Here is a 22,728-nt window from a genome sequence, read left to right on the forward strand (position 1 = left end):
GATTTATGTGAACAACTCAATACAGCTAAAACTAATTGCTACTCACTTATTAGCACAAAGAGATGAAAACCCAGCACGTTCAAACTTTCCTAAAGAGTTAGTACTAGACTCGACTGACGATGCAATAGAAGTACAAAAGTTGATGATTTACTTAAATGATCAAACTGTATATGGCTGGAAGTGTATGCTGCCTTTAGATAATGGCTCAATTATATTAGCGCCTCTTTTACATGCACCTATAAAACAAGCTGAAAATTGCCCACTGTATACAACAAACAATAAAGCGCTTGTTGAACCAGAAATTGCATTTATTTTGCAAAGCGATTTACCAAGTAATAATACCTATACAAATGAAGACGTGGATACTGCATTTGCCAGCGCCCACTTGGCACTTGAGCTTATCCAAAAAAGGTTTGATGAAGACACTCCAAGCACGCACATTGAAAAGCTGGCCGATGGCCTATCTAATCAAGGCGTGTATTTAGGCCCACAAATAGATAAAGCCAAAGCGTATAACGCAAGTACTGTAAATATTAACGTTAAGCAAACTGAGCTGGAGTTAAACCTAGCAGGTGTGCATCCTGCAGAGCTTGCGCAGCTTCCACTTTATTGGGCAGTTAATTACTTATCAGCAAAGGGAATTAACTTAAAAGCAGGGCAAGTGTTTATAACTGGTTCTTACTGTGGTGTTGTTGAGCTTAATACCAATGAGCAAACATGTATTACATATGAAGATTTAAATACATTTAATGTGACATTTTTATCCCATTAAGCGTAATACTCATTTTAACGGTCATAATAAAACAACCCACTAATTAGCGGGTTGTTTTTTATTTGGCTAAATTTTAATTATTGATTTTGAGAGTAATGCAGGATTTATTACGAGATTTCGTACGCCGTGAGCATGATCTTCATTAAAGGTGTTACTTTCACACCATTTGCCAACACTGTTTATATCAACCTTTGCTACTTTTGGTTTAACTGACCATGTTACTTGAAAAGGAGAGCCTGTCTCGTTGTAACTAGGACCAGTAGTTGAACCGCTATAAACAACCGGTTTACCCGTATTTGTAGGTATAGCAATAGCTTGATAGTAACCATTAACAGATGACACGGTGCTTATTTGAGCAAAATCAAGTGCGTTAGCATCGTTTACTAATACATATACTTGGGCTTCAACACGTAGTTGCGGATTTTTAATCGAATCACTTAAACAGCTACCCAAGGTAGGGCCTGGTTTTACAATTGCTGACGTATGAACGTTATGAACCTCAATGGTATCGCCAACTAACAGCGCGCCGTGATCGCTCGGACAAATTTCAATTTTTGCTGATTTACTTTCACTTTTAGTTAAAGAGCCTGAATATAAGTAGCCACTTTTAAAGCCTTTTCCATTACCATTTCCGGCATATTTACTAAACTCGCCACCGGCATGTTCAGCATTTTTATGAAAGTGTATATTACATAAGTTCATATTTGATGAAGTTGGGGCATGAGAGAAAACTACGGTGTTTTCGCCTTTATAATTATCAATATTGCGTGGAGATTGTGGGCCAAAGCCTTTATTTGCAGTGTTTTTAGCAAGTGCTGCACGCTGCATTTTTATTATGTCGTCATTTGCTATTTCGTGGTTAGCTTTAGCTAGCGTATTAAAAGACAGGATAGTGATTACAGCAGAAATTACACTTATTTTTGTTTTGATTGTCATTGAGTCAGTGCCTTTAAATCATATTTTACGTAACAATTAAGTTAACAGATCTTGTTTTTCGTAAAATAATCCTAAAATGATAAATAATCAAACTAATGCAAAACTATTTTATAGATAAATCGTATTTTAAAATAAGTGCATCTATATAGCGGGTGCGTAATGTGTGTTGTTTTTCATGATCGGCGCCATGCCCTAATGATTTGTTTAGAAGCTTCATGGCGGGGTGCAGTAGCGCTCTTTCTTCTTGGTTTAAGCTCGCTTTACTGCGCAGTTCGGTAATGTCGTCAACTAATAACCTGCCAATATCTACCGAGACTATTTCGTCTATTAATCCATTTTGAGTAAGTACGCCGTACTTACTGCATAAAAACTGTTGCCAAACTTGTTGTAGGTGCTCGTCTATTTCACAGCCAAATAGCTCTTCGCTAAACGTAAATCCTTGCTGAGCGAGTTTAGTTAGGCTTGCAGTATATTGCTGTGCAAAATAATTAAAAGCATGGCTTGATGATTCTATTTTTTGTTTTAAAAGACCTTGACCCCAATTAACACAGCCGCGCGGGTAATAGTCGTCATACTCTTCGCATTCATACAAACCTGAATATGAGCTGCAGCTAAGTTGACTTTTAATACAGTAACTTGGTTTTGGGAAAACACTTCGCTCTTGCCAAGCTAAAAGTGTATCTGCATCTATATTTAATGCTTGGCACAGTTCATCGGTGTTATAAAAATGAGTTGCTAAGTAGTCAGATAAACGCATAAAGCCTCTGGTATCGTTAAAAATAAAATACTGTTCATATATACAGTTGTTCATTTTGTATTACCAAACTTAATAACACAAGAAATTTTATAATTAAATGTAGGCTTACACCTCCAAAAGTACCGGCAATTATGTTACAAATAGCGCAAGTTTTATAAATAATGATTTTTTATGCGCACCCTAGAGAAAATTAAACAAGCAAGCCTTATTACAGCTATTAAAACGCCATACTTAGCAAACGGTGAAATAGACCTAGCAAAGTACGATGAACTCGTAGAAATACAAATTGCAGCAGGCGTTGACGGCATTGTAGTTGGTGGCACAACAGGCGAAGGCCAGTTAATGAACTGGGAAGAGCATTTAATGCTTATAGCGCACAGTGCAAACAAGTATGGTGACAAACTGGTTATTGTCGGTAATACCGGTAGTAACAACACCCGTGAAGCGATTAAAGCAACTAAATATGGCTTTGCCAGCGGTATGGATGCAGCACTGCAAATTAATCCATATTACGGACGTACGTCTATTGCGGGTGTTAAAGAGCACTTTAAGCGCGTACTTGATATTGGACCTGCCTTTATTTACAACGTAGCAGGGCGAACAGGTCAAGACCTAACACCTGATATTATTGAGCCACTGGCACAGCACGAGCATTTTATTGGTGTTAAAGAGTGTGGCGGCAATGAACGCATAGCCCATTATGAGCAACAAGGTATTGCATGTTGGTCGGGTAACGATGACGAAAGCCATGATGCGCGCCACACACATAAAGCGCACGGTGTTATTTCGGTTACATCTAACCTTATACCTGGTTTGTTCCGTCAGTTAATGGATACTAAAAATGATGAGTTAAATACCTCATTACAGCCATTAATGAACTGGTTGTTCTGTGAGCCAAATCCGATTGCTATTAATACCGCCATGATGATGACAGGTGCAGTAAACCCAGTATTTAGATTACCGTATTTACCGCTTAATGATGAACAACAAGCTCAAGGCGAAGTGTTAATTAATGAGTTAAATAACAGCGATGTTGTAGGCGGCGCAGCTAAGTGTATTAAGCAAGGCGATATAGCCCTGCTTTCCTAGCAATATGAGCAAGCACTGAACAAAGTGTTAGTTCAGTGCTTTTTGTTAATGATTATTTACTTCTATTGCTAAAATCGGTAAAATTCCTTCCCTTATATCTTATAAAATATGCAGAGCTGTGAAATTTGTTGTTGAAGAACTCGCTATATGGATAAAGCCCGAACAGCGACAAATAAAAGAGAGTAATTGGTTTGATTCCTCCGTATTAAATCTTAGTTGGGTGCCTGCTATGCAGCGACGCCGAATGACTTCCTTTATTAAAATGGCACTCTTTAGTGCTCATCAAGTAAGCACTCAAGGTAACTATGTTAATTTACCGAGTGTTTTTTCTTCTCGCCACGGTGATTTTCACAAAACGTCTAACTTACTTATTGATGTAGTAAATGATCAGCCACTGTCGCCCACTGGTTTTGGGTTAAGTGTGCATAATGCCGCATCGGGACTTTTTGGGATAATACAGGGTAATACAAGTGCTACAAATGCTATAGCTGCAGGAGCCGAAAGCTTTATTTATGCACTCGTAGATGGCTTTGTAAGACTTGCTGATAACGATCAGCAACACATATTAATAGTTCATACCGATGAACCCCTCCCCGATATTTACGCTCAGTACGCCGATGAACAGCAAATAGCACACTCTATTGGTTTAATAATAAGAGCGCCGCAAAAAGGCGAACCCCACTTTAGTTTAAACAAAGTATTTAATACGGGCATGGAAAAAAGCGACTTACCAATGAGTATTCAATGCGCTAAAGCTTTGTATGAGCGAAGCAATACATTACTTGTTCATAACACGCTTGAGCACGATTGGCAGCTTACGTACCATGCTTAAAAATGCACAAAGGCTATGTGGATTGATTTGGCGGATTATTGCTACTGCATTTTGCTTTTCAGTTTTTGGAATGGGTGGTTTAGTATTAGCCTTTATTGTTTTTCCTGCTCAGCGCCTATTTCAAAGTGACTCAGTTAAACAAAAGCTTAAGGCTCGAAAAACAGTGCATTATTGTTTCAAATTATTTGTTAGTTTAATGCATATAACAGGCGTTATTCGATTCCATGTTAACGATAAAGCAAAAATTGAAGGCTTAAAAGGGCAACTGATATTAGCAAACCATCCTTCTTTAATTGATGTTGTTGTTTTAATTTCGGTAGTAAAAAATGCAGATTGCGTAGTAAAGGCACATTTATTTAAAAATCCTTTTATGCGCGGCGTTATTAAAAGTACTGGCTATATAAGTAATGACGATCCGCAGGAGCTATTACGAGAGTGCGAGCGCAGTTTGCAAAAGGGTAATAACTTAATTGTATTTCCTGAAGGGACACGGACAGAGCCTCATAAAACATTAAAGTTTAAACGAGGCGCTGCAAATATTGCAATTAGATGTCATGCGCCCATTACTACTTTTTTAATTAAAATGAAGCCAAACACTTTAACCAAAGGCACACCTTGGTATAAGGTCGCGCCATATCAGGCGCATTTTACAATGAGGCTTGCGGGCCAGCAGTTTAATTGTGCAACGTACCACAGCGATATGCTTGCGATACAATCACGCCAATTGACTAAAGATTTACAACATTATTTTACACAAGAGCTAAAAAATATATGAGCGAATTAAAAGAACAAATAAAACAACTGATTATCTCAAGCCTTGACCTTGAAGACATGACCACTGCTGACATTCAAGATGATGACGCTTTATTTGTAGATGGCCTAGGGCTAGACAGCATAGATGCATTAGAGCTTGGACTTGCGATAAAGAAGCAATTTGATGTGAAAATAGATGCAAACTCTGATCAAACTAAAGCGCACTTTGCCTCAGTTAATTCTTTAGCAAAATTTATTGAACAAGCACGTTCTTAATATATAAAAGTAGGAAGAAAGATGAAAACCGCTGCTGAAATTTATGATGTATTACACGGCATTTTAGAAAACGAATTTGAAATAGACCCAGAAGATATTAGCTTAGAGGCTAACCTGTACCAAGATCTTGATTTAGACAGTATTGATGCAGTTGACTTAGTTGTGAAGTTAAGAGAAATCACAGGTAAAAAAATTGAGCCTGATGCCTTTAAGCTCGTGCGCACAGTGCAAGATATAGTCACCGAAATAGAAAAGTTAGTTAACTAATACTATGTTAAAAGCAGTTTTAACAACGTTAATTATGATTTGCTTGGCTTGCTACCCTATTATTGTGTACGTAGGCCTTACGCGTTTTAATAGTCAGATTATTACAGTATTACTGCTATTTTTACTCGGGCTTAGACTTTGGTTAAGCAAAGCCTTGTTTGATAAAATGCCGTGGTTAAAGCCCGCTACATTTTTAGCAGCCATTACTATTTTGATTTCCAAGGTAATGGATAGCGACTTAGGGCTGCGTTTGTATCCCGTAATCATTAATTTAGTTATGTTAGTTGTGTTTGCGTATTCCTTGTATAAAGGGCCTTCTATTATTGAAACCTTTGCGCGCATTACTGAGCCCTCACTTGATGAAAACGGTGTAATTTATACAAAAAAAGTAACGCTAGTGTGGTGTGTGTTTTTTGTATTAAACGGTGGTATTGCCCTGTACACCAGTATTTTTAGTAGCCTAGAAACCTGGGCTTTTTATAATGGTTTTATTGCTTACTTAGCTATGGGCACATTGTTTGCTATAGAGTGGCTAGTCAGACAAAAAGTAAAAAGGAACGCCGGTGTTTAATGCTTTTCAAAGTAATGCGATAAGAACATGTTTTAATCATACTGATAATGATATTTCGGAGCGTCAGTTTGTTAGTGATATAAACGAAGTTTTAGCAAAGCTATCAACGTTAAATGCTAAATCATCGGTTGTTTTATACACCACAGACACCTACAAATTTGCCGTGTACTTATTTGCTTTGGCACTACACGGAAACACAGTGATTTTGCCGCCTAATGGGCAACCTGCAACGTTAAACTCCTTGCTTAAACAAACACCTTTTTTTATTGGTGAGTCTGAATTAGTAGCCGATTTAGAGGCTGATTTTTTAGATATAGGCACCTTAGTCAATCAACCTCACTTTGTATCTATTGAAACAATTAAATGGCCTCAAGAAGGCACAATTGTTTTTTACACGTCGGGCTCGTCGGGTAAAGCAAAGCCAATTGTAAAAACGTGGCAGGTAATAAATAAAGAATTAAGTACATTAATTAATAGCTACGCACTGATTGATAATCCTATTTTTATAGCGAGTGTTTCGCATCAGCATATATACGGCTTACTGTTTAGATTATTGTGGCCATTACGTGCAGGAAAGGTTGTAAATACAGAACTATTGCATTACCCAGAACATATAGCTACAAAGCTCAAGTTATTTAAAAAAGTAGTGTTTGTTTCAAGCCCAGCACAGTTAAAACGGTTATGTATTGATAATGTTTTAGTGGATGATAAGTCTCATTTACAATGGATTTTCTCATCAGGTGGACCGCTATTAAACGAAGATGCTGTATCGTTGTTTACGCAATTAAATAAACCAGTTACACAAGTTTTTGGTAGTACCGAAACAGGTGGTATTGCATATCGACAAGTTACTTCACTTGAAAAGGTTAGCCTTTGGCAGCCATTTTCGGGTATTAAAGTACGGGCTTTGGACGATCAGCGTTTAATTTTAAACTCACCGCTCGTTCGCGACAAAAATTACCCTTTAGATGATAGAGGCGAAGTACTTAAAAATGGTCAATTTAGATTATTAGGCCGATTCGATCGAATTATAAAATTAGAAGAAAAGCGATTAAGTTTAGATGAGCTAGAACAATATTTGTGTACTAGTGAGTGGGTAAGTGAAGCTAAAGTAATCGCCTTGCCTGGTGAGCGATTAATTGTAGGTGCTATTGTTGTGCTTACGCATAGTGGACAGATGTTTTTTAATAGTGACGGTAAGTTAGCCACAAATAACTTATTAAAAGCGCATGCACTAGCGCGCTTTGAGCGAATTTGTATCCCTAAAAAGTGGCGTTTTGTCGAACAATTACCATACAACTCACAGGCAAAGTTAAATTTAAAAGCATTGGAGAGTCTTTTTGCAAAAGTTGATTAAAACACAGCCTGATTTACTGTCTTTTGAAAAAGCAGAGCAAAAGTATAAATTAAGCTTACTAGTTCCTCACGATTTAGATTATTTCAAAGGACATTTTACGGATGGCCCAATACTCGCCGGTGTTGTGCAATTAGACTGGGCTGTGGCTGCAATTTGTAAATATTATAATGTTCAGCAACCTGTTAAAAATGTTGAAGTATTAAAGTTTCAGGTAGTGATTACCCCAGGTATAACAATCGAATTATTGCTTGAGCAAAAAGCAGAGAATAAATATACCTTTTCGTACAATTCAAACAAAGGACAGCATGCGTCTGGCCGTGTTGTTTTTGATAGCCTGATAAATGAATAACTTTTGTATTGTTATCCCAAATTATAATCACATTACGGTTATTGATGATGTACTGAGCCAATTATCGTCATTTAATCTTGCAATTATTATGGTCGATGACGCAAGCAACGCCGAAGCTAAAAATATGTTTAGTAAGCTTGATGCAAAGTACGCGCAGTTGAGTGTAGTTACCCACGACGATAATCAAGGCAAAGGCGGCGCGGTACAAACCGGCTTAAAGCAGGCACATAAGCTAGGTTTTTCGCATGCGATACAGGTTGATGCTGATGGGCAGCATGACTTATCTGATATTAAAAAACTAATAGCGCTTTCAAACGCTCAGCCTAAAGCGCTTATAAGCTGTTGCCCAATATATGACGATTCAGTGCCTAAACACCGTTATTTAGCACGTTATTTAACGCATGTGTGGGTATGGATTGAAACGTTAAGTTTTACAATTGTAGATTCGATGTGTGGCTTTAGAGTGTATCCGCTTGAGCAAAGTACAAAGCTAATTGATGAGGTATCGCTTGGAAAACGCATGGATTTTGACCCCGAAATTTTAGTGCGTTTATATTGGCGCAATGTGCCTTTTGTATTTTTACCTAGCCAAGTAATTTACCCCGAAAATGGGCTTTCTCATTTTCAGCCATTACACGACAACGTGCGTATTTCGTGGTTACACACCCGCTTGTTTTTTGGAATGTTGATTCGCTCTCCGGTGTTAATCTGGCATAAATTAAAGAGGCGTTATGGCCGCTAAACACTGGTCTAAAATGCAAGAGCGCGGTAATTTTTTAGGTATTCAAATACTATTATTTGCTCATAAATTACTGGGTAGAAAAGGACTGTGGATTGTTTTGTTTCCTGTGGTCTTTTATCTTTTTTTAACAGGAAAAGTAGCGCGTGTAGCATCTAAAGCGTTTTTAGCGCAGGTTAATGTTTACCAAGGCTGCAAACAACCTGTTACGTTTAAAATGCAATTAACGCACTTTTGCAGTTTTGCAGATAGTGCATTAGATAAAATTGATGCTTGGCTTGGGCGAATAACCCAACGTGATATTAAATACACGAATGAGCATTTATTTGCTGAGCTAGATGAGCAAAATCAAGGGGCTATTTTTATAGGTTCTCACTTGGGTAATTTAGAGGTGTGCAGGGCACTTAGCCAGCACCGCAGCAGTAAAAAAATAAATGTACTGGTGTTTACCCATCACGCTGTTGAATTTAATAAAATGCTTAAAAAGATTAACCCAGATGTGTCGGTTAATTTAATACAAGTGACTGATATGGGGCCTGACTTAGCTATTTTACTAAAAGAAAAAGTAGAGCAGGGAGAAATAATCGTTATTGTTGGCGACAGAACAAGCACAACAACGGCTTCTCGGTCGGTACAGGTGCCTTTTTTAGGCAAAAATGCCCCATTTTCACAGGGGCCTTTTATATTAGCCGCGCTGCTTGATTGCCCTGTTTACTTTTTGTTTTGTTTAAAAGATAAAAAAAGCAAAAAGTATCAAGTGATATTTGAACATTACAGCCAGTCATTAAAAATGCCTCGACGAGAGCGACAGCAGGCGCTAACACTTATTATTACTGACTATGCACAGCGTTTGAGTTATTACGCAGCTTTATATCCTTATCAGTGGTTTAATTTTTACGATTTTTGGAAAAGTGATCAGCAGGTAGTGCGCGATCAATCAATGGAGAACAAGTGTGACTGAACAAAATATACAGCTTTTTGGCAATCAGCGATTATCAATTGAAGATATTGTTCGAGTTGCCTTTAATGAAACACAAGTGCAATTAAATAGCTGTGAAACTTTTAGCGTTAAAATTAATAGCGCTTTGCGTTTTTTAGACACACTTTTAAAAGAAGATGGCGTGATTTACGGCGTTACTACTGGTTACGGTGATTCTGTAACGGTGGCTGTACCCCTTGATTTAGTTGATGAATTACCTCTGCATTTAACTCGCTTTCACGGCTGTGGACTCGGGGATGTATTTAATAAAGTGCAAGGGCGTGCAATTTTAGCGACCCGCTTAACATCACTTTCACAGGGCTACTCTGGTATTAGCTGGGAAATGCTGCACCTACTTAAAGATTACTTAAATAACGATATAGTGCCTGTGATCCCGCAAGAAGGGTCCGTAGGTGCCAGTGGCGATTTAACACCGTTATCTTACGTTGCAGGTGCGATGGTAGGCGAGCGTGATGTGTTTTACAAAGACCAAGTACGTAACAGTGCAGAAGTTATGAAAGAAGTTGGCTTAGAACCACTAACACTAAGGCCAAAAGAAGGTCTTGCCGTTATGAATGGCACAGCGGTAATGACTGCATTAGCGTGTTTAGCGTTTGATAGGGCTAATTACTTAGCTAAACTGGCGAGCCGTATTACTGCATTATCAAGCTTAGCGCTTAAAGGAAATAGCCATCATTTTGATGAGATATTATTTTCAGTTAAGCCACATCCTGGGCAGCAACAAATTGCACGTTGGATAAGAGAAGATTTAAACCATCACGATCACCCTCGTAATGCAGACAGACTTCAAGATAGGTATTCAATCCGTTGTGCACCCCATGTTATTGGTGTGCTGCAAGACAGTCTGCCGTTTTTTAGGCACATGATAGAAAACGAGCTTAATTCAGCAAACGATAACCCAATAATTGACGGCCAAGGTGAGCATGTATTACACGGCGGGCATTTTTACGGAGGCCACATTGCAATGGCAATGGATAGCATGAAAACAGCCGTTGCAAACCTTGCTGATTTAGCAGACAGACAAATCGCTTCTTTGGTTGATACTAAGTACAACAATGGGCTACCTTCAAACTTGTCTGATAGTGCACCAGAGCGCCGTTATATTAATCATGGTTTTAAAGCGGTTCAAATTGGCTGTAGCGCTTACACTGCTGAAGCATTAAAGCTAACCATGCCGGCCAGCGTTTTTTCTCGCTCTACAGAGTGTCATAATCAAGATAAAGTGAGTATGGGGACTATTGCGTCTCGCGATTGTTTACGTATTTTACAGCTAACAGAACAAGTGTTAGCAAGTACGTTATTAGCAAGTATTCAAGGTGTTAGATTGCGTATAAAACAAGGCGATCTTGAGTTTTCGACTTTAACGCAAGATATGCAAAACATGTATACCGATATAACTGATTACTTTGAAAACCTCACTGAGGATAGACCAATGGAAGCCGTGCTAAGGCAAACAATAGGGTATATTCAAACTAAACGTTGGGCGTTGTATGAATAGTAAAGGTGCATTATTAACGCATGTGGTAGAAATTGAAATTCCATTTCATGACTGCGACCCAATGAATGTTGTATGGCATGGAAATTACCCACGTTATTTAGAAGTAGCGCGCTGCGAGTTACTGCGTTTATTTGATTATGATTACCCGCAAATGCATGAATCGGGCTACGCGTGGCCAATTGTTGATATGCAAATAAAGTATGTTGCCTCAGCAGTATTTACTCAAAAAATTAAAGTAGCGGCTTACTTAAAAGAATACGAGAACCGACTACGGATTGATTACGTAATCACTGACTCGCTAACTAATAAGCGCCTTACTAAAGCCTCAACCACGCAAGTTGCGGTTGAGGTTAGCTCCAAAGAAATGCAATTTGAATCACCCGCTATTTTATTTAATAAGTTAAAAGCGGTTTTGAATTAAATTTTTATTTTATAGGCGATTAAATGAATTTTTTAAAATGTTTTACATTGAGCATAGCCATTAGCTTTTTGCTGTTTTGCTCTGTAGTAAATGCAGCCGCTATTAAAGGTGAGTTTAAGCAATATAAGCAATTTAATGGATTTGCTAAGCCTTTTATTTCGTCGGGTGTTTTTTCGTTAATTGATGAAAAGCTAATTTGGCAAGTGAAAATGCCTGTTGAGAGTATGCTCATAATAGAAAACGGCAAAGTGCTTGCACAAAATGCCAATGGTGAGTTAATACCACAACCCGGTAGCGAGCAATTTGTAGGATTACTGAGTGACTTACTTAGCGTAAATATGAGTGCTCTGGAAACACGTTTTGACATTGCTAAAATGCAAGACAGTTGCACACAGTTAATACCAAAAGAAGCGATACTACAGCAATTATTTAGTGATTTTATTTTATGTGAAACTGCTAAGCAAGTGAGCAGTATTACACTAAATGAGCACTCAGGAAATAACACAAAAATTGAGTTTACTTATTCCAAATAAAATTATGTTTTTAAATAATGCAGTGGTTAATTAAGGGAATAGTGCAGTGACAAAACGAATTACCGTTATTGTAGGGTGGTTTAGCAGTTTAATTTTACTTTTTGCTGCAGCTTTTTGGCTGTCTAAACCAACGTTTAGCGCCGATATGTTTAGCTTATTGCCAAAGTCGCACTCCCAAATTGCACATGCGGAAGATGTTTTTTTTCAGCAAAATGCTAACCGTATTATGTTCTCGTTTGCAGGAAATAATAAAAATAAAGCATTTGATGATTTCCAAAAATGGCTCGACGATAATGCAATTAAAAGCACATTTAACTTTCCGTCCGTTAACGATTTAGCGCAAACATTCTCACCTTTCAAACATGCGTTATTAAGTGATACTTACAAGCAAACATTAAGCAAAAAAACAACGTTTGAACATTATTACCTTGAGCAATTAAATCAGTTAGGCAACCCATTTGTAAGTGCTACCTTAAGCAAAGATACAAGTTTGAGCCTAGCGGCATTTATAGAAGATAACTTAAAACAAAGCCAATTGTTTACGCTTGAACAAGGTCGTTTAACTCGACGTTTAAAAGGCGTTGAATACCGTGTCATTTTGGCAAACTTAGCGCCCGAAAATTTAGGGGTTAATAAATCAATTGATTTAGCTGGCGCGATAATTAAACAAATCAATATACTTAATAAAACCTACCCTGATTTAAGCATTACTTACTCTGGTGTGCTATTTCATACGGCTGAAAATGCTAAACAAGCTAAATACGAGATGAGCCTGTTTGGTGGCATTAGCTTATTAGCCCTTATTGCTATGGTATTTTGGGTGTTTAGGCGTTTAAACAGTATTTTATTAGCAAGCTTTACCGTACTGAGTGCACTTATTGGCGGCGCTATCGCTATGGTGTTGCTGTTTAAGACTATTCATTTATTAACGCTTGTTTTTGCAGTTACCTTGATTGGTATTGCCATTGATTATGCATTTCATGGTATGACTGATTTAGCCAAAAAAGAGCATGAAAAAGGCTACAGCAAAGGGACACAATCTGCGCTTTTATTGTCTCTTATTACGACTACGTTGGGTTATTGTTGCTTGCTAGGTGCGCCACTAACGTTATTATCTCAAGTTGGCGTGTTTGTTATTGCGGGTTTAGTGAGTGCTTGGCTATTTACAGTTTTAGTTTTGCCATTGTGGCAATCTACACTCAGGTTATCGCCTTCGAGTTTATTGATGAGTCAAAAACTCATTAAGGTTTTTTTATACTGCAATAGTTTAAAAAAACCGATACTCATTACGTTATTAGCCCTTATAAGTGCGTTATTTTTAATAAAACCCATTAGCTTTAATGATGATGTAAAGCTATTAAATGCAAGCTCCGAACATTTAATGCTAAACGAAAAAAAGCATTTGTTATTACTTGGGCAATGGGATAGCCAAATTGTTTTTATGTTTGCAGATAGCGACGAAGCACTTTTACAAAAACAAGAGCAATTTTTAAAACGCTTAACCCAACTAAACCCTAATTTTAAACATAATAGCATTAGCCATTGGTTGCCTAGTTTACAAAAGCAGAGCGATAACCAAGCCTTGTTTGAACAGGCTAAAAATAAAGGGACTTTGGATATTGCAGAGCGCGTTACAGGGCAAGCGTTAACAAGTACAAAGGCACCGTTATTAACTTATAAAACACTCGCCACGAGTACATTTAAACCATTACTGCTTTCTCAAATGGTTGTTGAGTCAGAACAATCGATAACGTGGATGTCTATTTCGGGTATTTCATCTGATCAATTAATTAATGAAGTTGAAAAAAGTAAAGGTGTTTATATTTATAATAAACCTAAACAAATTAGTGCTTTATTAAGTGATTACCGTGAATATTTACTATTAAGCCTAGTGTTTGCGGGTTTTATTAGTTGGCTGCTTTTTAGTTGGCGATTTACGATTAAGATAGCGCTGCTGCAGGTGACCATTTTATCTGTTGTGGTGTTGAGCATGCTTTGGGTATGTAATGCGATTCAAGGTAGCTTGTCGTTATTTAATTTACTCGGTGCGTTACTTGTTATTGCCTTAGCAATTGATTACCTCGTTTTTTATCAAATAAATAAGTTAGAGCCCAAAAATGTGTTAGCGATTAGCTTATCGGCTGCGTCATCTATGTGGGTATTTGGCATGTTGAGTGCATCTGATACACCCGCTATTTTTAGCTTTGGGCTGAGTGTAATGGTAGGGATTTTAGCTATTTACTTTTTATCACCGCTGAGTGTTTTAAAGCCTCAAAAGGAACAATAATTTGAATAACCTTGAGCAGTACGATGTTGTTGTTATTGGCGCTGGGCCTTCGGGTGCATTGGCTAGTAGTCTTTTAGTTCAAAAGGGATGGCGGGTACTGGTACTTGAACAGCAGGTGTTTCCACGTTTTTCAATTGGTGAAAGCTTACTGCCGCAATGTATGGCGTACTTAGAAGACGCGGGTTTAATCGATACACTACATGACAATGCAGCGGCTTTAGGTTTTCAGTTTAAAGATGGCGCTGCTTTTCATCGGGCAGGGCAAAATACAACTATAAATTTCACTGAAAAATTTACTAAAGGCCCAGGCACTACGTATCAAGTGAAAAGAGCCGACTTTGACAAATTATTAGCAGACAAAGCACAAGGACAAGGCGTAGAAATCAGATATAAGCACACGGTGGTTGACTACTGTGATGAGCCAAATGGTGCATCATTAGTGGTACACAATGAACAGCAGCAAGCTTATCGCGTTAATGCCCGATTTGTATTGGACGCAAGTGGCTTTGGGCGTGTATTACCAAAATTGTTAGATTTAGAGCTTCCTTCTAACTTTCCTGTTCGAAGCGCTTATTTTAGTCACTTTAAAGACAATATTAGTGATACAAGCTTCGATCGAAATAAAATTTTGATTACCGTACACCCTCAATATTCAGACGTGTGGTATTGGCTTATTCCCTTTAGTGATGGTACTGCGAGTATTGGGGTTGTGGCGCAGTCAGAGCGTTTTAATGATGATGAATCTAGCGATTTACTAAATCAATTTATAGAGCAAGACCCTTATTTAAAAACACTGTTAGCACAGCGTGAGTTATTAACTCCAGCAAAAAATATAAAAGGCTACTCGGCAAATGTGAGTAAGTTACATGGTAAGCACTTTGCTTTATTGGGTAATGCGGGGGAATTTTTAGACCCGGTATTTTCATCAGGTGTAACAATTGCACTCAAATCTGCAAATTTAATTGCCCCACTTGTTGATCGCTATTTAAAAAACGAAGTCGTCGATTTTGACGCTCACTACGCACAGCCATTACAAGCTGGGGTCGATTGTTTTAGAACATTTGTAACAGGGTGGTACGATACGCGTTTTCAGGATGTGATATTTTACTCTGAACAAAATACTCAGGTGCGAGAAATGATTAGTGCTATTTTAGCGGGTTACGCATGGGATACAAATAACCCATTTGTTGCACAAAGTGAACGCCGTTTAAATGTGTTGGCTCAGTTATGTCAAAATTAATTAAGTATGCGGTGTGTAGTGTATTTATATTTGCTGTATTGAGCGCATGTACGAGTTTTACAGCATCTAAAAATAGAGTGTATCTATCACCTAATATTCAATTAAATATTAATAGCGTGCCAGCACAAATGTTTGATAAGTCTTGGCAGCATGTTTTGTATATTACGAATCAGCAAAAAACACACACTGTATTTGCCCAATTAGCTATAAATGACAAAGGTGCAATTAAGTTATTGTTAATGACAGTGCAAGGCTTTCCGATTATGGAGCTTGAAAAACCTTTAAATGGCCCAGTAAAAACACGAAATATGCTGGCGGTAGAAGGGATAGACCCTCATTATATTTTGGCGGATATTGCATTAGTACATTGGCCAGTAGCATTTTTACAAAAGCAGTTAGAGGGTGCTTTAATAGAGCAGGTTGGCTCTAATCGGCAGGTATTTAACGATGAGGGTACATTTATCACCATTGACTATAGTGATGAGTCGACAACGTTGAACAATATTTTACATCAGTATCAAATAACATTTAAAAAGGTAGAACAGTGACATATTGGCTGAATGATTTAGGCATTGTGAGTGCGATGGGCATAGGCCAAGATGCAACCACAACAAGCTTAAATAAATATAACCCTGCAACTCCTTTATTAACTTTAAATAAAAGTTTAAGTGCTGAGCAAACTCCGCTGTATGTCGGGCAAGTTCAGTCTATTGCTTTATCAAATAATAAACGTATCAATACATTTATTGATCTAGCTTTAGAGCAGATTAAGCCAACCTTAGATAAACTTTCGCATATTAATAAGTCGCGTATCGCAATTGTAATGGGTACTAGTACATCAGGTATTCATGATGGCGAAAGAGCGCGTAAAAGCTATGAAAGTACAAAACTCTGGCCTGATGACTTTAGTTACAGTGATCAAGAGTTAGCAACACCCGCTCATTATATTGCACATAAAATAGGGGCTCTAGGGCCTTGTTACAGTATTTCTACTGCGTGCACGTCGAGTAGCAAAGCGTTAATTAGCGCCCGAGCTTTGCTAAATGCTGATTTAGCCGATGTGGTAATTTGTGGTGGTGCGGATAGTTTGTGCCAATTAACAATTAATGGCTTTGACTCGCTCGCTTCTTTAAGCTCGGGTTTATGCCAGCCTTTTTCTAGCACCAGAGACGGCATTAATATTGGTGAAGGGGCCGCTTTATTTGTAATGACTAAAAATAAGCCAATAACAAATAACGGCGTTATGTTACTAGGCAGTGGCGAAAGCTCAGATGCGCATCATATGTCAGCCCCCGATCCTAATGGGATGGGCGCCCAAGCCTCAATGGAAAAAGCACTAAAAAGTGCAAAGTTATCCTGTGGTGATATTGATTATATTAACGCTCACGGTACGGCTACTGTAAAAAATGACGAAATGGAAGCACTTGCAATTAATCGCGTGTTTGGCAACAATACCCCGCTTAGCTCAAGTAAGCATTTAACAGGGCATACTCTTGGTGCTGCAGGCGCCATTGAAGCCGGTATATGTTGGTTATTATTAAAAGACAGCGGCCAACATATGCTGCCGTATAACGCGATTAAAGAAGGCAGTGATTTGGCTGATATAAAAATAATAAAACAAGCGTTTAAGCCCGCTCTTAAATATTGCTTATCTAATTCATTTGCGTTTGGCGGTAATAATGCCAGCTTAATATTGGGAGTTAACGTTGACTAATTACCCTATAGAGCAAGTAGTCCCGCATGATGCGCCTATGATTTTAATAGATAGCCTTTTAACACACAGCGAAGATGAAGCTCAATGCGGCGTTACTATCACTGAGCAAAGCCCTTTTTTTAGTCCTGCAATTAACGGCGTACCTAGCTATATTGGTGTTGAGTACATGGCGCAGTCTATTGCCGCTTACGCTGGTGCGTTAGCGAATGATGAAAATAAACCTGTAAAAATTGGTTTTTTAATTGGCACGCGAAAATATCAAACTTATCAACCGTGTTTTAAAAACGGCAGTAAGCTGACTATTGAAGTGAAAAAGCTATATCAAGAAGAGTCAGGTTTAAGTGTATTTGAATGCCAAATACTCGTGTGTGAAACCCTACTTTGCCAAGCAAAAATTAATGTATTTCAGCCTGAAAACCCGTTGGAATTTATAAGAGAAAATCAATGACAAAAAGAATTTTAGTTACGGGTTCAAGCCGTGGTATTGGTAAAGCTATTGCGTTAAAACTTGCTGAGCAAGGGTTTGATATTGCCGTACATTGCAGAGCGGGTGTTGAGCAAGCTAAAGCAACATGCGATGAAATTAATGCATTAGGTAGAGCCACCAGTTTATTACAATTTGATGTATGCGACAGAGAGCAGGCCAAAGCACAAATAATAGAAGATATAGCTCAGCATGGCGCTTATTATGGCGTGGTGTGTAATGCAGGTATTACTAACGATATGGCATTTCCTGCTATGCAAGGGGAAGACTGGGATTGTGTAATACGTACAGGCCTTGATGGGTTTTATAATGTAGTACACCCAACTGTAATGCCTATGGTACAAAGCCGTAAAGGTGGGCGAATAATTACAATGTCATCGGTGTCAGGTATTGCAGGTAACCGAGGACAAGTAAATTATAGTGCAGCAAAAGCCGGTATTATTGGGGCCACTAAAGCACTTGCATTAGAATTGGCAAAACGCAAAATCACAGTTAATTGTGTGGCACCAGGTTTAATAGAAACCGCGATGACTGATGAATTACCTATTGATGAAATGATGAAAATGATACCCCTTAAACGAATGGGGAGCGTTAAAGAAGTTGCGGGAACAGTCGCTTTTTTAATGTCTGATGATGCAGCTTACATAACACGCCAAGTGATTTCGGTTAATGGTGGCATGGTTTGATCAAACGCGTTGTTGTAACAGGGATGTCGGTGGTCACTGCATTGGGCGATGATTGGACTGAATTCAAACAAGCCTTAATTAAAGGCGAAAATGCTGTTGTTACTATGCCAGAGTGGGATATAGCTGACGACCTCAATACTCGTTTAGCCGCGCCAGTTAAACACTTTGAGCGACCAAGTCATTACAAACGTAAACAAATCCGTTCAATGGGGCGAGTGTCACTTATGTCAACTCGTGCTACTGAATGCGCACTTGAACAAGCCAAACTACTCGAGCACGACAGTCTAACAGATGGCTCTACGGGCATAGCGTATGGCTCATCTACGGGCTCTACTGAGCCACTACTCGCCTTTGCAAATATGATGGAAACGGGGTCGATGTCAGGTGTAACAGCCACGAGTTACATTAAAATGATGGCGCATACTGCCCCTGTAAATGTTGGTGTGTTTTTTGGTTTAAAAGGGCGTGTTATAACAACAAGCTCTGCTTGTACATCGGGATCTCAAGGAATAGGCTTCGCCTATGAAGCGATTAAGTTTGGCCGACAAAAAATAATGGTGGCTGGTGGAGCTGAAGAGTTATGTATTACTGAAGCCGCCGTATTTGATACGCTTTATGCAACATCTACAAAAAATGAAACACCAAAACAAACACCAAGACCTTTTGATAAAAATCGCGATGGCTTAGTGATAGGCGAAGGCGCGGGTACACTTATTTTAGAAGAATACGAACATGCAAAAGCGCGCGGAGCAACAATATTAGCTGAGGTGGTTGGTTTTGGTTGTAATTCTGATGGACAGCACGTTACTCAACCAACATCAAAAACAATGCAACTAGCGATAGAAATGGCACTGCAAGATGCCAATTTAGACCCAGAAAAAATTGGTTACGTTAATGCTCATGGTACATCAACAGATAAAGGTGATATTGCCGAGTCTCACGCAACGTTTAAAGCATTGGGCAGCAAACCTATTAGCTCGTTAAAAAGTTATTTGGGGCATACATTAGGTGCTTGTGGTGCAATAGAAGCATGGGCAAGCATTAATATGATGGCTGATAACTGGTTTGCACCAACAATTAATTTAGATAACGTTGATGACGAATGTGCTCAGCTTGATTATATAAGGCATCAAGGGCGTGAGATTAATACCGATTACGTGATGAGTAATAACTTTGCGTTTGGTGGTATTAACACCTCTTTAATATTTAAACGCTATAAAGTAGATTAAACACGTTAAAAGATAAGTTATGACTAACTGTTAGCTCGTTTTTACTGTATAATTTGCGACCCTTGATAATGTGGCCGTAGGTTATACAGCATGAATTTTAAATCTTTTAGTTTCGCTCCTGAAATCATCCAGGCGTTGGACGAACTTAACTATCACACCCTTACGCCCATTCAGCGCGCAGCAATTCCTGCTGTTCGTAAAGGTAAAGACGTTTTAGCCAGTGCACAAACTGGTACCGGCAAAACTGCCGCGTTTGCTTTACCTATCATCCAAAAATTGGTTGAGTCTGAACTCAGCACAACTAATGCACCTCATGCATTAGTACTTGCTCCAACGCGTGAACTTGCAGAACAAATTGCAAATAATTTTAGAGATTTTGCAAAGCATACATCGCTTAAAGTCGTTAGCTTATTTGGTGGTGTTAGCACTGCCGGCCAAGCAAATGCTTTAAAAGAAGGTGTAGATATTGTTGTTGCAACGCCAGGTCGTTTATTTGATCATATTCGTTTAGGTAACTTAAGCCTTGCAAGTGTTAAGCACCTTGTTCTTGATGAAGCTGACCGTATGCTTGATATGGGCTTTATTGAAGATATGCAAAACGTTATTAAAAGCTGTGCAGAAGAGCGCCAGATTTTACTTTTCTCTGCTACATTCCCTGCAGCAATTAAACAATTTGCATCTAAAGTATTGAAACAAGCTGAAATAGTGCGTGTTGATCAAACTAACAGTACAGCAAGCACCGTTGAGCATGTTGTTTACCCAGTTGAAGAACGTCGTAAGCAAGAGCTACTTTCTGAATTGATTGGTAAGAAAAACTGGCAACAAGTGCTTGTCTTCGTAAACATGAAAGAAACAGCTGATGAGCTAGTTAAAGAGCTTAACCTTGATGGTATCCCGGCAGGCGTTTGCCACGGTGATAAATCTCAAGGTAACCGTCGTCGTGCTTTACGTGAATTTAAAGAAGGCAAGGTACGTGTATTAGTGGCTACAGAAGTCGCTGCTCGTGGTATTGATATTGATGGCTTACCTCGTGTAATTAATATTGATTTACCATGGCTTGCAGAAGATTACGTTCACCGTATTGGCCGTACAGGTCGTGCTGGTCGCCAAGGCCAAGCAATCTCATTTGTTAGCCGCGAAGAAGAAAACACTTTGTTTGAAATTGAAACGCTAATCGGCCAAAAAATCAAACGTGTATATTTAGAAGGTTACGAAGTAAGTAACCGTGAAGTACTAATTGATAAAATTGGTAAAAAACCAGCGCATTTACGCCGTACACGTTCTAACAAGTTATCAGGACAAGCAACCGGTGAAGCGAGAGCAGTAAATCGCTCACGTATTTCAAGCGTTCGTAAAAGCTTAAAAGGCGAAAAACTGTCACTTAAAAAGTCATAGTTAACGCCGTTTAGTTTAAAAAAACCTGAGTTTACTCAGGTTTTTTTGTGCCTGGTGATAACACCTCATCAATAATGTTTGCGTATAAATAAGCCGCTTGCTCGTCCTCTTTATTTGCTATTATGGACAAACCAACCGGTAAACCACTTACTTTTCCGACCGGTAGGGTTATGTGCGTTGTGCCAGCAATAGCAGATAACGAACTACTACTGCCATTAAAATTATCACCATTAACTAAGTCAGTTTTCCAGGCGGGGGATACTGTAGGCGCTATAACAATATCAAGCTTGTTGTTTTTATATACATTAACAATGGCTGTCGTTGCTAAAGTGCGATAGCGTTCTTTAGTCTCTTGGTATTTTTGTTTGTTAGTTAAATCAATGGCCTGTGATTGAACTAGGATATCTTGCTCAAAATGGGGCATTTCTGTTTTTTTATTTTGAATATTAAAATTAATAAGTGCTTTTAGGCTTTTAACAGCCACTTGTGTTGGAGTGCTTGCGAGGTAGTGATTAATTTCGGCTTTGAAGTCATAAAGTAAAATATAGTATTCATCAACAAATAGCGTATCTAAGTTATCAGTAATATCTACATTTATAACAGTGTGTCCAGCCTGTTGTAATGCTTGTAACTGCTTGGCATAAAGGCGCTGCGTTTCAACTGTAAATTTGTCGCTAGGTAGTGCACCAATAATAAGTGACGATTTTGATTTTATATTACCTGTTTTTAATTCAAACCCTGTAGTTGTCGCATCAAGGGAGTCTTCACCTTGCAAAACAGATAAAACCAGCAGCGAATCTTTAAGTGAATGCGCCATCGGCCCTACTGAATCTTGGCTACTTGAAAGAGGCACAACGCCTGAGCGTGATACTTGGCCCATACTCGGTTTTATTGCATAAACTCCATTTACTGAGGCAGGGCACGTAATTGAACCGTCTGTTTCAGTCCCTAATGCTATAGGCGCAAAGTTAAGTGCTACCGCAACAGCAGAACCTGCGCTAGAACCACATGGGTTACGTGTTACATCGTGCGCATTATGTGTTTGTCCGCCTACGGCACTCCAGCCTGAAGATGAATAGGATGAACGAAAATTTGCCCACTCACTTAAATTAGCTTTACCTAAAATTATAGCGCCCGCATTACGTAGTTGTTTAACAACAAAAGCATCATTATCAGTAACGTTATTTTTAAGTGCTAAAGAGCCAGCCGTTGTGGGAAGTGTGCCTTTAGTTTCTATATTATCTTTAAGAAGTACAGGTATGCCGTGTAACGGACCTGCCCACGTGCCTTTGGCGGCAAGTTCATCTAACGTTTTAGCTTGAGCAATAGCTGTAGGCTCTAAACTAATAACCGCATTATAGTGTGGATTAAGTTTATTAATTCGGTCTATATAATTTTGGGTGAGTTGCTGTGCATTAATAGAATTATTTTTATATGCACTGTGAATTTCATCGATGGTTTTTAGCTCTTGTGCTTTAGCGTTAAAAATTGCTAATACACTAAGCAACGAAAAGGTAAATGTTTTGATCATTGTTGAGGTGCT

The 22,728-nt window shown here is 38.6% G+C and carries 25 protein-coding genes; 22 read left to right on the forward strand and 3 right to left on the reverse strand.

Annotated elements, in window-relative coordinates; translation table 11 throughout:
• Positions 1-7: 7 nt before the first annotated feature.
• A complete protein-coding gene (locus I6F66_RS06690) occupies positions 8-772 on the forward strand; it encodes a 2-keto-4-pentenoate hydratase (RefSeq protein ID WP_197208958.1) in 765 nt (254 codons plus the stop codon).
• Positions 773-838: 66 nt separating this feature from the next.
• Here I6F66_RS06690 and I6F66_RS06695 read toward each other — a convergent pair whose 3' ends face one another.
• Together I6F66_RS06695 and I6F66_RS06700 are read right to left on the reverse strand one after the other, a co-directional pair.
• Entirely contained in the window at positions 839-1,708 is an 870-nt protein-coding gene (locus tag I6F66_RS06695) for a delta-class carbonic anhydrase (RefSeq protein WP_197208959.1), read from the reverse strand.
• Positions 1,709-1,811: 103 nt separating this feature from the next.
• The gene (locus tag I6F66_RS06700) at positions 1,812-2,465 is read right to left on the reverse strand and encodes a DUF6058 family natural product biosynthesis protein (RefSeq protein ID WP_197209015.1); all 654 of its coding nucleotides are present in this window, start codon (positions 2,463-2,465) and stop codon (positions 1,812-1,814) included.
• A gap of 171 nt (positions 2,466-2,636) precedes the next feature.
• Between I6F66_RS06700 and dapA the strand changes: the two genes are divergently transcribed.
• The 21 genes from dapA to I6F66_RS06805 all read left to right on the forward strand — a co-directional run bounded on the left by dapA (position 2,637) and on the right by I6F66_RS06805 (position 21,185).
• Positions 2,637-3,554, forward strand: a complete 918-nt coding sequence (gene dapA, locus I6F66_RS06705; RefSeq protein WP_197208960.1) for a 4-hydroxy-tetrahydrodipicolinate synthase — start codon at positions 2,637-2,639, stop codon at positions 3,552-3,554.
• Positions 3,555-3,672: 118 nt separating this feature from the next.
• Positions 3,673-4,386 carry a beta-ketoacyl synthase chain length factor gene (locus I6F66_RS06710; protein WP_197208961.1) on the forward strand — a complete coding sequence of 238 codons (714 nt, stop codon included), beginning with the start codon at positions 3,673-3,675 and terminating at the stop codon, positions 4,384-4,386.
• Positions 4,379-5,161, forward strand: a complete 783-nt coding sequence (locus I6F66_RS06715; RefSeq protein WP_197209016.1) for a 1-acyl-sn-glycerol-3-phosphate acyltransferase — start codon at positions 4,379-4,381, stop codon at positions 5,159-5,161. Before I6F66_RS06710 ends, I6F66_RS06715 begins: the two co-directional genes overlap by 8 nt.
• Positions 5,158-5,415 carry a phosphopantetheine-binding protein gene (locus I6F66_RS06720; RefSeq protein ID WP_007580830.1) on the forward strand — a complete coding sequence of 86 codons (258 nt, stop codon included), beginning with the start codon at positions 5,158-5,160 and terminating at the stop codon, positions 5,413-5,415. The genes I6F66_RS06715 and I6F66_RS06720 overlap by 4 nt, the downstream gene beginning before the upstream one ends.
• A 21-nt stretch (positions 5,416-5,436) precedes the next feature.
• Positions 5,437-5,682, forward strand: a complete 246-nt coding sequence (locus I6F66_RS06725; protein ID WP_002958648.1) for an acyl carrier protein — start codon at positions 5,437-5,439, stop codon at positions 5,680-5,682.
• Between the two features lie 4 nt (positions 5,683-5,686).
• Positions 5,687-6,253, forward strand: a complete 567-nt coding sequence (locus I6F66_RS06730; protein ID WP_165740774.1) for a hypothetical protein — start codon at positions 5,687-5,689, stop codon at positions 6,251-6,253.
• On the forward strand, positions 6,246-7,610 hold the full coding sequence (locus tag I6F66_RS06735; RefSeq protein ID WP_197208962.1) for an AMP-binding protein: 1,365 nt from the start codon (positions 6,246-6,248) through the stop codon (positions 7,608-7,610). Before I6F66_RS06730 ends, I6F66_RS06735 begins: the two co-directional genes overlap by 8 nt.
• Positions 7,594-7,959 carry a thioester dehydrase gene (locus tag I6F66_RS06740; RefSeq protein ID WP_165740772.1) on the forward strand — a complete coding sequence of 122 codons (366 nt, stop codon included), beginning with the start codon at positions 7,594-7,596 and terminating at the stop codon, positions 7,957-7,959. The genes I6F66_RS06735 and I6F66_RS06740 overlap by 17 nt, the downstream gene beginning before the upstream one ends.
• On the forward strand, positions 7,952-8,701 hold the full coding sequence (locus tag I6F66_RS06745; protein WP_197208963.1) for a glycosyltransferase family 2 protein: 750 nt from the start codon (positions 7,952-7,954) through the stop codon (positions 8,699-8,701). The genes I6F66_RS06740 and I6F66_RS06745 overlap by 8 nt, the downstream gene beginning before the upstream one ends.
• Positions 8,691-9,659 carry an acyltransferase gene (locus tag I6F66_RS06750; protein WP_101216995.1) on the forward strand — a complete coding sequence of 323 codons (969 nt, stop codon included), beginning with the start codon at positions 8,691-8,693 and terminating at the stop codon, positions 9,657-9,659. The genes I6F66_RS06745 and I6F66_RS06750 overlap by 11 nt, the downstream gene beginning before the upstream one ends.
• Positions 9,652-11,196: a histidine ammonia-lyase gene (gene hutH / locus I6F66_RS06755; protein ID WP_008137191.1), complete on the forward strand. Its 1,545-nt coding sequence runs from the start codon at positions 9,652-9,654 to the stop codon at positions 11,194-11,196. The genes I6F66_RS06750 and hutH overlap by 8 nt, the downstream gene beginning before the upstream one ends.
• Positions 11,189-11,617 (forward strand): thioesterase family protein, encoded by a 429-nt coding sequence (locus I6F66_RS06760; protein WP_007580812.1) that lies wholly within the window; start codon positions 11,189-11,191, stop codon positions 11,615-11,617. Before hutH ends, I6F66_RS06760 begins: the two co-directional genes overlap by 8 nt.
• 23 nt (positions 11,618-11,640) lie before the next feature.
• On the forward strand, positions 11,641-12,150 hold the full coding sequence (locus I6F66_RS06765) for an outer membrane lipoprotein carrier protein LolA (RefSeq protein WP_197118920.1): 510 nt from the start codon (positions 11,641-11,643) through the stop codon (positions 12,148-12,150).
• Positions 12,151-12,196: 46 nt separating this feature from the next.
• On the forward strand, positions 12,197-14,437 hold the full coding sequence (locus I6F66_RS06770; protein WP_197208964.1) for an MMPL family transporter: 2,241 nt from the start codon (positions 12,197-12,199) through the stop codon (positions 14,435-14,437).
• Between the two features lies 1 nt (position 14,438).
• The gene (locus I6F66_RS06775) at positions 14,439-15,677 is read left to right on the forward strand and encodes an NAD(P)/FAD-dependent oxidoreductase (protein WP_197208965.1); all 1,239 of its coding nucleotides are present in this window, start codon (positions 14,439-14,441) and stop codon (positions 15,675-15,677) included.
• Entirely contained in the window at positions 15,665-16,225 is a 561-nt protein-coding gene (locus I6F66_RS06780; protein ID WP_007580804.1) for a DUF3261 domain-containing protein, read from the forward strand. Before I6F66_RS06775 ends, I6F66_RS06780 begins: the two co-directional genes overlap by 13 nt.
• Positions 16,222-17,391 (forward strand): beta-ketoacyl-ACP synthase, encoded by a 1,170-nt coding sequence (locus tag I6F66_RS06785; RefSeq protein ID WP_197161309.1) that lies wholly within the window; start codon positions 16,222-16,224, stop codon positions 17,389-17,391. Before I6F66_RS06780 ends, I6F66_RS06785 begins: the two co-directional genes overlap by 4 nt.
• Positions 17,384-17,839: a hotdog family protein gene (locus tag I6F66_RS06790; RefSeq protein WP_024591752.1), complete on the forward strand. Its 456-nt coding sequence runs from the start codon at positions 17,384-17,386 to the stop codon at positions 17,837-17,839. The genes I6F66_RS06785 and I6F66_RS06790 overlap by 8 nt, the downstream gene beginning before the upstream one ends.
• Entirely contained in the window at positions 17,836-18,561 is a 726-nt protein-coding gene (gene fabG / locus I6F66_RS06795; protein ID WP_197208966.1) for a 3-oxoacyl-ACP reductase FabG, read from the forward strand. Before I6F66_RS06790 ends, fabG begins: the two co-directional genes overlap by 4 nt.
• Positions 18,561-19,790: a beta-ketoacyl-ACP synthase gene (locus tag I6F66_RS06800; protein ID WP_197209017.1), complete on the forward strand. Its 1,230-nt coding sequence runs from the start codon at positions 18,561-18,563 to the stop codon at positions 19,788-19,790. The genes fabG and I6F66_RS06800 overlap by 1 nt, the downstream gene beginning before the upstream one ends.
• 90 nt (positions 19,791-19,880) lie before the next feature.
• A complete protein-coding gene (locus tag I6F66_RS06805; protein WP_002958629.1) occupies positions 19,881-21,185 on the forward strand; it encodes a DEAD/DEAH box helicase in 1,305 nt (434 codons plus the stop codon).
• 31 nt (positions 21,186-21,216) lie between these two features.
• Here I6F66_RS06805 and I6F66_RS06810 read toward each other — a convergent pair whose 3' ends face one another.
• The gene (locus I6F66_RS06810; protein WP_197208967.1) at positions 21,217-22,716 is read right to left on the reverse strand and encodes an amidase family protein; all 1,500 of its coding nucleotides are present in this window, start codon (positions 22,714-22,716) and stop codon (positions 21,217-21,219) included.
• Between the last annotated feature and the right edge of the window lie 12 nt (positions 22,717-22,728).

This window comes from Pseudoalteromonas sp. NZS100_1, assembly GCF_015864285.1.
Lineage (GTDB): Bacteria > Pseudomonadota > Gammaproteobacteria > Enterobacterales > Alteromonadaceae > Pseudoalteromonas > Pseudoalteromonas arctica.